This is a genomic window from Sphaerospermopsis sp. FACHB-1094 (assembly GCF_014696195.1).
Lineage (GTDB): Bacteria > Cyanobacteriota > Cyanobacteriia > Cyanobacteriales > Nostocaceae > Sphaerospermopsis > Sphaerospermopsis kisseleviana.
Genome location: NZ_JACJPT010000062.1, coordinates 19,267 through 29,897, shown reverse-complemented (window position 1 = coordinate 29,897; position 10,631 = coordinate 19,267). Strand labels below are relative to the sequence as shown.

Sequence of the window (10,631 nt, the reverse complement as noted above, 5' to 3'; positions counted from 1 at the left end):
TGGTGACTGGTGACTGGTGACTGGTGACTGGTGACTGGTGACTGGTGACTGGTGACTGGTGACTGGTGACTGGTGACTGGTGACTGGTGACTGGTGACTGGGGAAGATGAATAACCTAATTACCAATTACCAATTACCCGAAAAAGTATCAAACCCTACTTGACAAAGTACCTATAATAGAATAATGTCGTTCGCAAACACTTTTTGCGAATAAATTGCCTATGCCTTTTAAGCTTTGCTTAACACAAAGACACTCCCCTCGTTACCTCTGCCAATACGCAGATCATTGTCTAGATAAGTGATGTCCAACCATCCTTGTTGTTGGTCGCTGTTGATGGGAAAATCAAAAGCGGTAAATTTTTTGCCTGATTCAATTTGTTGGATAAACGTTGCAGGTGATTTATAGGCAATTAACCTTTGTAAGCCAAAAATAGAACGTTGAAATTTGACTTGGACTCGACGTTCGGAAACAGGGTCAAATTTAGCAGCGACGCTAACTAATCCTTCCAAAGACGGTAGTCCATAAATTTCAGCAATGTTATAAACACTGTTAGTTTCGACTCGAATACATTGGTAAATTTGACCAAGTTTACAAAGAGGGAAACGATCCAGGTTTAATAAGGCCTTGCTGGTGGTGTAAAGTAATCGCCAATCACCTTCTAGTAAATGGCTGGCTTGCATTGGGCGGGGTGTGGGGTTAAAGTCTTCTAGACTGGCGATCGCTGCTAGGATAGCCTGTTTTTGGGTTTCAGTTGCCAGTAAACCCCGGTTTGTACCAGCAATTGCATCTAAAAGCGTATTTTTTGTTACCATAACTCTTGACCTCAAAATATAGCTATGAAATCAGGATTAACAAGGGTTAAATGTTATATGTATAGGCTGGTGTAATCGTCGAAGAATAGCTTGCTGTTTGGCATAGGGCTATTAAATAAATTTTTGTGTTTAATTCGGATAGATCAATCAAAGAGTTGAATCATTAACTAAATTATCCCGTATCAAATGATAGACTCTTAATGTCCAGAACTTGTACCTTTTTCTGTCTTCGTTGATATGTTAAATTCTCCCCTAAATGAGCAACCCCGGAACCAAAGAGCTACTGTAATTCCCTTGAAGCAAAAGTCTTCGATGTTGGACTGGTTGCAGTCTAGCGGTCGTCTCATCGCTCGTGACTTTAACGAATCGACTTTTTCGGAGCCTGAAGAAGAAATATCTGATTTTTTGGCGGGAGAAGATGGAATTGCTGACCTTGACTATGATGATGATGGCGATATCAGTATAGATGAGGACTAGTCTTGAGGACTGTGGGGACTGGGTTTGATCAATAGTTTCGGTTTTCGGTTTTTTAAAAGTGTGGAGTGAAGGGAAATTTTTTGTGGACGCTAAATTATCTCCAAACCAAGGATTAAACATTTCTGGAATTGGGCTGGCCTCTCTGTTAGCTCTCTCGCTGACTACAACTGCATTGATTTTAGATGGGCTAGGACATAGAGTATTCTGGCAAGCTAATTCGCTGACTATGCCGTTTTTTCTATGTGCTGTAGGCGCTGGTGCTGCTGGTTTTTGGGTTGTGCCGTTGCTACAAGCTTTGAAAACAGGACAAATAATTAGGGAAGATGGACCGCAAGCGCATCTGAAAAAAGCTGGTACTCCGACTATGGGGGGGATCTTTTTCATACCTGTAGCTGTAACAGTTGCTTGTATTTTGTCTAATTTTGCTCAGGATGTACTTGCTGTTTCTGTGTTAACTCTCAGCTATGGCTTAATAGGCTGGATCGACGATTGGCAAATTTTGCATCGAAAATCAAATAAAGGTATATCTCCAAAGATGAAATTGGTTTTGCAGATTGTTTTTGCAACTGGTTTCTGTGTCTGGATGATGTTTAACAGAGATTTTAGTATAACAAATATTGCCTTGCCTTGGGTTGGTTTATCTTTGCCTCTGGGTTTACTTTTCTGGCCTGTGGCTGGTTTTGTGTTGGTTGCAGAAAGCAATGCTACTAATTTAACTGATGGTATTGATGGGTTGGCTGGGGGAACGGTGGCGATCGCCATTTTTGCTTTAGGCGCTTTGGTTGCACCCACTTCACCTGATTTGATGATATTCTGTGCGGCTATGAGTGGTAGTTGTGTAGGCTTTTTAGCCCATAACCGCAACCCAGCCCGTGTTTTTATGGGTGATACAGGTTCTCTGGCTTTGGGTGGTGCGTTGGCTGCTGTAGCACTGCTTACTAATAGTTTAGTAGCCTTGTTCATTCTCAGCGGTATCTTCTTTGTGGAAACTCTGTCTGTGATGGCTCAAGTCAGTTATTACAAAGCTACCAAGGGACCAGATGGGAAAGGTAAACGGTTATTTAAAATGGCCCCTTTACACCACCATTTAGAATTATCTGGTTGGACAGAATTGCAAGTAGTTGGTGCGTTTTATATCATTGCTGCAATTTTGGCTACTATATGCTTGACAAGCATTAAATTTTGAGATTTTTAACAAAATATCAATAACACAGCCTAGATCCCCGATTTTTTGAGCAGTCGGGGATCTTGTTTTTATTGGTTGTTTATTCAGTTTGCATTTGCTTGACAAGATGCACGATTTCTGGTAATATCAAAGATTCCATTCCTAAACGGACAGCGTTACTAGAACCAGGTAGGGAAAAAATCAGTTTATTTCTATAAATACCAGCAACAGCGCGAGAAGCGATCGCTCTAGAACCGATTTCTTGATAACTGAGAAAACGGAATATTTCGCCAAAACCTGGTAAAGTCTTTTCTAATAAATTAGCGATCGCATCATAAGTAGTATCTCTAGGTGCTATTCCTGTACCACCATTCAAAATAATTACATCTACATTCTGATTTTTACTGATACTTTCTATATACGCTTGGATTTTGTCTGGTTCATCTTTGATTATTTGATAATCTGCAATTAAATGATGAGCAGATAATAATAAATCCTGTATTAATTTTCCACTTTTATCTGTTTCTGAGTTGCGGGTATCGCTGACGGTAACAACTGCACATTTTACTGTGATATTTTCTCTATCTGGATGTGGATGTGATTTGATCATATATGGATATGGAAAATGCAATTACTATTATAGGACTTACGCAAGATGTCACTGAAAACCTTATTCTTGCGTAGGGGTAATTCATGAATTACCCCTACTTTCGTTCCCTTTTGCGTAAGTCCTGTATTATTAATTTTGCTATAGTTTACTCCCTTCCTACCGGAATAATACTGATTTAATAAACCACGAAGGCACGAAGAACACGAAGGAAGAAGGAAGGAAGAAGGAAGGAAGAAGAAAGGAAGAAGAAATGTTATATTTTGATAATCTATATATAGAAATCAATACTTAGGCCTTTTTTGAATTATTGGGTGAGTTTTACTGCTGCTACTGCTAAAGTTTTCATCAATTTCTATCCCTGTAAAACCTCACCCACAGTTAACTTAATATCAGCAAATAAAGGTGAAGAAATCACCATATCATCAGTAAAAATATGCTCATCATAAAAACCTTCTACCCACTCGAAAACTGTTACCTTTTTTTGCATGGGATCAACTATCCAATATTCAGCAATACCCCGCGCTGCATATTCTGAACGTTTGTAACGATAATCCCGATTTTCTTGGTTAGGACTGACTATTTCAACTACTAATAATGGGGGTGTCATGTCCATTAAAACTAGGGAACGTTTAGCTTCTTTCATTTCTTCTGCTAGTTCTTCGGAAAATATCACTAAGTCAGGAACTCTCACCCCTACCATTTTACTATTTACAGCTATTTCTGTTTTCATTCTTAACCGATAATAGGGAATACCTAATTTGAGAAAATAGGCAAGTAAAAACATTGCTATTCTTTGATTTAGTTCACTTTCAGAAGGCATAACAATTAATTCCCCATTTTCCAACTCATAGAAATTATCTGTACCGCCATCAAATTCTAGAAATTCTGCAAAAGTCATTTTTTTAGCAGTTGCAACTGTCATGATTATTACTCCTATAAACTGCTGACTGCTGATATTTACTATTTTAACAATATAATGAAATCGGGTGATGGGGTGCAGGATGCGGAGTGCGAAGTGTGGAGTGTTGATAACCCAATCACTAATCACCAATTACCAATCACCAATCACCACTAAGTAATTTAAGATTTACTTAATCCTAAATCATTCTCTTCAGCGTACCGATTCATAAACCGCATAAAACGATCCCATTCTTCTACACTTTTCATCAGGTAAACAGCTTCTACTGCTTCTGGTCTACCATTAACAAATTTACCCTTGACTTCACGGGTGATAATTTCCCCCTCTTCGTCAATCATATACATCCCTGTAATTTCTTCTGTACTATTTTCACTGAAGGCTTGGGGATTTTCAAAAGTAAATGTTGCTGTTCCACTATCACCACTACGTGATCTTGTTAACTTTACTTCTGGAACTACTGGTTCGTCAATGCCTCTAGAAAATTGGATTTTTGCCATGATGAATGTTTGTTTAAGTTTTATGATCTTTAGGTTAATATTCTCTCATCATATAGCAGCGATTTGGCTATCTTGATTAAATCTGTTTTTCATTTTGGGTGGGTGTCGCTAAATAGCTTCTTTTTCCAAAATTAAAGTAACTGGTCCATCATTTTCAATTGCAACTTGCATCATCGCGCCAAATTTACCAGTTTCTACCCTTAAACCACTTTCCTGTAATTTTGATACAAAGCGATTATATAAATATACTGCTAATGTGGGTGTAGCAGAACGGTCAAAGGAAGGACGACGACCTTTACGACAATCACCGTATAATGTAAATTGACTAATTACTAATAATTCCCCATTAATTTCTTGTACAGATTTTTGCCATTTATCACCACCTTCATCATCGGGAAATAAACGTAATTCTAAACATTTACGCACCATCCAATCAATTTCCCCATCAGTATCAGTATGAGAAATACCCACAAGTAAATTTAAACCTCGACCAATTTTACCAACAATTTCCCCGTCTATAGTTACTTGGGATGATTTAACTCTTTGAACAATAACGCGCATATTTCAGATTTTTTACTAACGATAAAGATAGGGGTTTAGCAATGCTAAACCCTCACAGGAGTCAGGGTATGGGGTGATGGGGTGAAAATTTTTTAATTGTTCCCTGTACCCTTATTTCTCAATTACCAATCACCAATCACCAATTATCTATTTCCCGAAACCTTTACCTTTGCTAACTGAAGGTAAACACAGACAATTTTCTAATTGCTGAAGTAAAGTCTCTTGATCCAAATTTTGACCAATTAAAACCAGTTGATTTTTCTTTTCACCTTTCCATTGATCATCATCAATAGTGAAGCGTTTACCGCAAAGGTGGAAAATATGACGTTGTGGACTTTCTTCAAACCACATAATACCCTTAGCGCGGAAGACATTTGTGGGTAGTTGATTATCTAAGAAATATTGAAATTTTCTAATCGAGAAAGGTTGATCACTTTGAAAAGATATGGATGTAAAACCATCATTTTCTAAGTGATCAGAGTGGTGATGATCATGGTCGTGATGGTCATGTCCACAGGTAGAATGATCATGGTCGTGATGTTCATGTTCGCAGGTAGAATGATCATGATCGTGATGATGATGATCATGTTCATCGGTTTCTGAATCAAAATATTTATCAGATTCAAATAACCCAACACTGAGAATTAAAGGAAGTGGAACTTGAGAATTTTTAGTTCTGATAATTCTTGCACCTTCCTTAATATCATTAATCTTTTTCTCTAATGAATTTAAAGCAGCTTCATCAACTAAATCGGTTTTATTGAGCAGAATTACATCACCATAAGTAATTTGACTAAATGCAGCTTGAGAGTTGAATAAATCCAAACTATAATTTGCCGCATCTACTACAGTGACAATTGAATCTAATCGGGTTAAATCTCGCAATTCAGATCCTAAAAATGTCATTGCTACAGGTAAAGGATCTGCTAAACCTGTAGTTTCAACTACTAGATAATCTAGCTTTTGTTCACGTTCTACAACTTGGTAAACAGCATCAACTAAGTCATTATTAATGGTGCAACAAATACAACCATTACTAAGTTCCACCATATTATCATCTGTAGAAACAATTAATTCGTTATCAATACCAATTTCGCCAAATTCGTTCACTAAAACAGCAGTTTTTACACCTTGCTGATTAGTAAGAATATGATTTAGTAAGGTAGTTTTACCACTGCCAAGAAAACCAGTGATAATGGTAACAGGTAATCCCTGTTTGGTTGCTTCCATTACGTGAGATTCTGAAGTAACTGCTGATGTCATATTTATGAAGTAGGGTTTGAGTCTATTTTGAATGTTAGCGTGATTTGCAAAAATCCGAGTAGCTGTTAATTGTCACTTGGGAAGTGTTTGTTAGCTAGTTATTTTATCATTTTTTGAATCATTTATAAATTGCTTAAAGTGATGTTTTCATTGATGCAATTCTCAATAGCAATAGTTGTTGTTTGAAGATTTGCAATATCAGAAATTATACCTAAACCTAAATATAAAGTTAAATCATTTTGATCTTGGGTTAAATTACGCCAACTCTGCAAAATTTACTTGTTTAGTTCTGGGTAAAGCTAGAATCATAAGTTACCTAACTCTGACAACTATATTACATGATATTACTGGAAATCAACTAGAGAACTATATTTAGATATCATAGATGATAAGAGCGATCGCTTTTTACTGTATCTGTAACTTAATCTGTCTCACCTATCCGGTTACTCACTACATACGCTATCATTGCTAATCGTTAGATTGCCTTATCCCTTATATTATGACCCTATCTATTTACAATACTCTCACCCGTCATCAAGAAGAATTTAAAACCGTCGAACCTGGTAAGGTAAAAATGTATTATTGCGGTGTGACGGTTTATGATTATTGCCATTTGGGTCACGCTAGAGCTTGTATTGTTTGGGATGTAGTGCGTCGCTATTTACAATTTATTGGTTATGATGTGCGGTATATCCAAAATTTCACGGATATTGATGATAAAATTCTTAACCGCGCACGGGAAGAAAAATCAACAATGGAAGCGGTTTCAGAACGCTATATCCAGGCATATTTTGAAGATATGGGACGTTTGGGGATAAAAGAAGCAGATGAATATCCTCGTGCAACTCATACCATGAATGGTATCCAAAGATTAATTCATGATTTAGAAACCAAGGGTTTTGCTTATCCTGCTGATGGTGATGTTTATTATGCGGTGCGAAAGTTTGATCAGTACGGTAAACTTTCAGGACGGAAATTAGAAGATTTACAAGCAGGTGCAAGCGAAAGAGTAAACGTAGAAGATCCAGAATATCAGAAAAAGAAAGATCCCTTTGATTTTGCCTTGTGGAAAGCTGCAAAACCTTCCGAACCTGCGTGGGAGTCACCTTGGGGAAAAGGCCGCCCCGGATGGCATATAGAATGTTCTGCAATGGTGCGCGATCGCTTGGGTGATACCATAGATATTCATGCTGGTGGTGCTGACTTAATTTTCCCACACCATGAAAACGAAATTGCCCAATCAGAAGCAGTAACCGGTAAACCTTTAGCTAACTATTGGTTACACAATGGCATGGTTAAAGTTGATGGTGAAAAAATGTCTAAATCTTTAGGCAATTTTACCACAATCCGCGATTTATTAGATCGTGGAGTTGACCCAATGGCATTAAGATTATTTGTGTTAATGGCACAATATCGTAAACCCATTGATTTCACAGATGAAGCAATTTTAGCAGCAACAAACGGCTGGCATACTATTAAGGAAGGTCTGCTTTTTGGACATCAACACGGTGAAAAGTTGGGTTGGGAAAATCTGGAATTAAATAACGCCAACATTGATAAATCAGAAGTTGAGAAATTTACTAATGCAGTGGATGATGATTTTAATTTTCCTGGTGGGTTAGCGGTTATTTTTGAATTAGCTAAAGAACTGAGAAAAGAAGGAAATATCATTGTTCATCAAGGAAAAACAGAAACTCCCGCCGATGAATTATTTAAACAATGGCAAACCTTAACTACATTAGCAGAAGTTTTAGGTTTAACCGCCGAACCAGAAGCAGAAACAACAAAAACTAATGGTTTAAGTGATGCAGAAATTGAGGAATTAATTCAAAAAAGACAGGAAGCAAGAAAAGCCAAAAACTTTGCCGAATCTGATAGAATCAGAGATGAACTCAAAGCCAAAGGTATTGAATTAATTGATAGCAAAGAAGGTACACGCTGGCAACGGAGAAATTAAAAATTAAAAATTAACAAAGCATCGTCATCTGAGTTGTGAACATGATTTTTTAAACGAACCGCTCCAGACGCAGAGGACACAGAGGTAAAGACAAAAAAGATGATTGAATCTTACTCATTTCTCATTCTAATATTCCCCCTATTCTTCTCTTCTTCCTTCGTGTTCTTTGCGTCCTACCCTGCGGGAACAGCTTCGCTGAACGTGGTTCATTCTCTTGAAAAATTATTCACAACTAACCAATATCTCAGAAACTCTTTTCCTCTGTGTCCTCTGTGGTTTATTATTCTTTACACCATATATAACTTATGATGTAAAAACAGATTTTTAACTTTGAATTTTTTAATTTTCAATTTAACCTATGTGGAAAGAACTAACAACCGCCATATCTAATTTTAACATTCCTGCTGATTGGATCGGTATTCGTGCAGTCAAAGAAACAACCAGAACCCATTTTGTCAGAGATGGTTTACCCCAAAGCAACGGTAAATCATTAACAATGGGAGCAATGATAGAAGTAATGGTTAATGGTAGTTTGGGTTATGCTGCTACCAACTCTTTAACATTATCATCATTGCAAAATGCCGCAGAAATAGCTTATAAACAAGCAGTTGCAGCAAGTGAATTTTGGATATATCCCTTTAGTAAAAATACCCGTCCCAAAGTCGTCGGTGAATATAACTCACCCTTTTTTGAACCATTAGATGCTATTAGTCCAGGGGAAATAAATGATTTATTAATGAGAATTTGTCACGGCTTAAAAATTAGTGATAAAATTGTCCAAACCGTAGCCAATATTAACACATCTGAAAAAGAAACTTGGTTTGTTAGCAGTAACAGTTCAGAAGTTTATCAAAAAATCATTTCTTTAGGAAACCATTTTGGTGTTATTGCCCAAGATGGTAATATTGTGCAACAACGTAGTAATAACGGAATGCACGCTAATTGTTATCAAGGTGGATGGGAAGTATTAAAACAAGATAATTTATGGCATCGAGTCCAACAAATTGCTGAACAAGGATTAGAATTATTAACAGCAGCAGAATGTCAAAATACACGCACTAATTTGGTTTTAGCACCTGATCAAATGATGCTACAAATTCATGAAAGTGTGGGACATCCTTTGGAAATTGACCGCATTTTAGGAGATGAAAGAAACTACGCAGGTGGTAGTTTTGTGAAACCCGAAGATTTTGGTAAATTAGCATACGGTTCACCTTTAATGAATATTACTTTTGATCCTACCGTTGAAGGTGAATTTGCCAGTTATAGTTTTGATGATACTGGTACAAAAGCCACCAGAGAATATATCATTAAAGATGGCATTTTACAAAGAGGTTTAGGTAGTTTAGAAAGTCAAAATCGTTCTGGTTTGCCAGGGGTAGCTTGTGCGCGTGCTACTTCTTGGAATCGTCCACCCATTGATAGAATGGCTAACTTAAATTTAGAACCAAATTTAGAACCAGGAAACGCAAATTTTTCCGAAATGATAGCGGATATAGAACATGGTGTTTACATGGAATCCAACCGTTCTTGGTCAATTGATGATAGAAGACATAAATTTCAATTTGGTTGTGAATATGCAAAGTTAATTGAAAACGGGAAACTTACAAAAACCCTGCGTAATCCTAATTATAGAGCTACAACCCCCGAATTTTGGCATAGTTTAATTCAAGTTGGTAATGATGCAAATTGGCAAATGTACGGTACACCATTCTGTGGAAAAGGAGAACCAAATCAAACTATTTGGGTAGGACATGGTTCACCGGTTTGTGTATTTGCAAATGTAGAAGTTTTTGGTGGTGGTTAGAAACAGACTGGGAATTAATTCCCAGTCTTATAGCAAAAGTCATCTAAAGATGACTAAAAATACTTATAAATTGATAGTTTACTTTAGTAAACTTTGGTTATTAGCTTGGTTATTTCTTTCCAAGTCATTGTTTACACAACTTTAATTATCTACATATTATTTCAAAGCCAGTATTGTTATTTACGGAAATATACAAAAGTTTAAAAATTTAAAACTGTTTCAATCTTGACACAGGTTATTACTATGTATAAGATATAAAGGTATGTTTAAACGGTAAAAAATAAAACTAGAAAATAAAAATATATGAGTAATCAAGTATATAAGGTATTTGAAGAAATCGAGTTTAAAGCCAAACTACTCGCACAATACTGGAATAACTTTCACACGGAAATATCACAGCATTTACCAGAGAGTTATCAACCGGAAATACAAGAACTGTCAGATAAATTAGAAACAGCATTTTATTAAAGATTTAGGAGTAGATGTTGAAATTGTAGATAACTACTATACTGGTAAAGAACTTGCTTATAGTGTTCTCAAAAGATATGTAAAATACGGTGCA

The 10,631-nt window shown here is 36.6% G+C and carries 12 protein-coding genes; 5 read left to right on the top strand and 7 right to left on the bottom strand.

Annotated features, from left to right (window positions below; translation table 11 throughout):
- Positions 1-228: 228 nt before the first annotated feature.
- The gene (locus H6F47_RS17790; RefSeq protein ID WP_137665996.1) at positions 229-813 is read right to left on the bottom strand and encodes a PAP/fibrillin family protein; all 585 of its coding nucleotides are present in this window, start codon (positions 811-813) and stop codon (positions 229-231) included.
- A gap of 237 nt (positions 814-1,050) precedes the next feature.
- On the opposite strand from H6F47_RS17790, the gene H6F47_RS17785 reads away from it, so the two are divergent.
- Positions 1,051-1,290, top strand: coding sequence for a DUF3134 domain-containing protein (locus tag H6F47_RS17785; RefSeq protein ID WP_096570306.1), 240 nt, complete (start codon positions 1,051-1,053; stop codon positions 1,288-1,290).
- Between the two features lie 82 nt (positions 1,291-1,372).
- Positions 1,373-2,476 (top strand): phospho-N-acetylmuramoyl-pentapeptide-transferase, encoded by a 1,104-nt coding sequence (mraY, locus tag H6F47_RS17780; RefSeq protein ID WP_347239095.1) that lies wholly within the window; start codon positions 1,373-1,375, stop codon positions 2,474-2,476.
- A gap of 79 nt (positions 2,477-2,555) precedes the next feature.
- On the opposite strand, the gene H6F47_RS17775 is transcribed toward mraY, so the two are convergent.
- The 6 genes from H6F47_RS17775 to H6F47_RS17750 form a co-directional block, all read right to left on the bottom strand.
- The gene (locus H6F47_RS17775) at positions 2,556-3,062 is read right to left on the bottom strand and encodes a molybdenum cofactor synthesis domain-containing protein (protein ID WP_190650296.1); all 507 of its coding nucleotides are present in this window, start codon (positions 3,060-3,062) and stop codon (positions 2,556-2,558) included.
- Positions 3,063-3,417: 355 nt separating this feature from the next.
- Positions 3,418-3,987: a Uma2 family endonuclease gene (locus H6F47_RS17770; protein ID WP_190650290.1), complete on the bottom strand. Its 570-nt coding sequence runs from the start codon at positions 3,985-3,987 to the stop codon at positions 3,418-3,420.
- Between the two features lie 158 nt (positions 3,988-4,145).
- A complete protein-coding gene (psb28, locus tag H6F47_RS17765; protein WP_096570300.1) occupies positions 4,146-4,481 on the bottom strand; it encodes a photosystem II reaction center protein Psb28 in 336 nt (111 codons plus the stop codon).
- A gap of 108 nt (positions 4,482-4,589) precedes the next feature.
- Positions 4,590-5,042, bottom strand: coding sequence for a D-aminoacyl-tRNA deacylase (dtd, locus tag H6F47_RS17760; protein ID WP_137665999.1), 453 nt, complete (start codon positions 5,040-5,042; stop codon positions 4,590-4,592).
- Positions 5,043-5,189: 147 nt separating this feature from the next.
- A complete protein-coding gene (locus H6F47_RS17755; RefSeq protein WP_190346514.1) occupies positions 5,190-6,305 on the bottom strand; it encodes a GTP-binding protein in 1,116 nt (371 codons plus the stop codon).
- Between the two features lie 122 nt (positions 6,306-6,427).
- A complete protein-coding gene (locus H6F47_RS17750) occupies positions 6,428-6,577 on the bottom strand; it encodes a hypothetical protein (protein ID WP_162501819.1) in 150 nt (49 codons plus the stop codon).
- Positions 6,578-6,804: 227 nt separating this feature from the next.
- Between H6F47_RS17750 and cysS the strand changes: the two genes are divergently transcribed.
- The 3 genes from cysS to H6F47_RS17735 all read left to right on the top strand — a co-directional run bounded on the left by cysS (position 6,805) and on the right by H6F47_RS17735 (position 10,537).
- The gene (cysS, locus tag H6F47_RS17745) at positions 6,805-8,262 is read left to right on the top strand and encodes a cysteine--tRNA ligase (protein ID WP_190650289.1); all 1,458 of its coding nucleotides are present in this window, start codon (positions 6,805-6,807) and stop codon (positions 8,260-8,262) included.
- A 358-nt stretch (positions 8,263-8,620) separates the two neighbouring features.
- Positions 8,621-10,069: a TldD/PmbA family protein gene (locus H6F47_RS17740; RefSeq protein WP_190650287.1), complete on the top strand. Its 1,449-nt coding sequence runs from the start codon at positions 8,621-8,623 to the stop codon at positions 10,067-10,069.
- A 303-nt stretch (positions 10,070-10,372) separates the two neighbouring features.
- Entirely contained in the window at positions 10,373-10,537 is a 165-nt protein-coding gene (locus H6F47_RS17735; RefSeq protein WP_190650285.1) for a hypothetical protein, read from the top strand.
- The last annotated feature ends 94 nt before the right edge of the window (positions 10,538-10,631 follow it).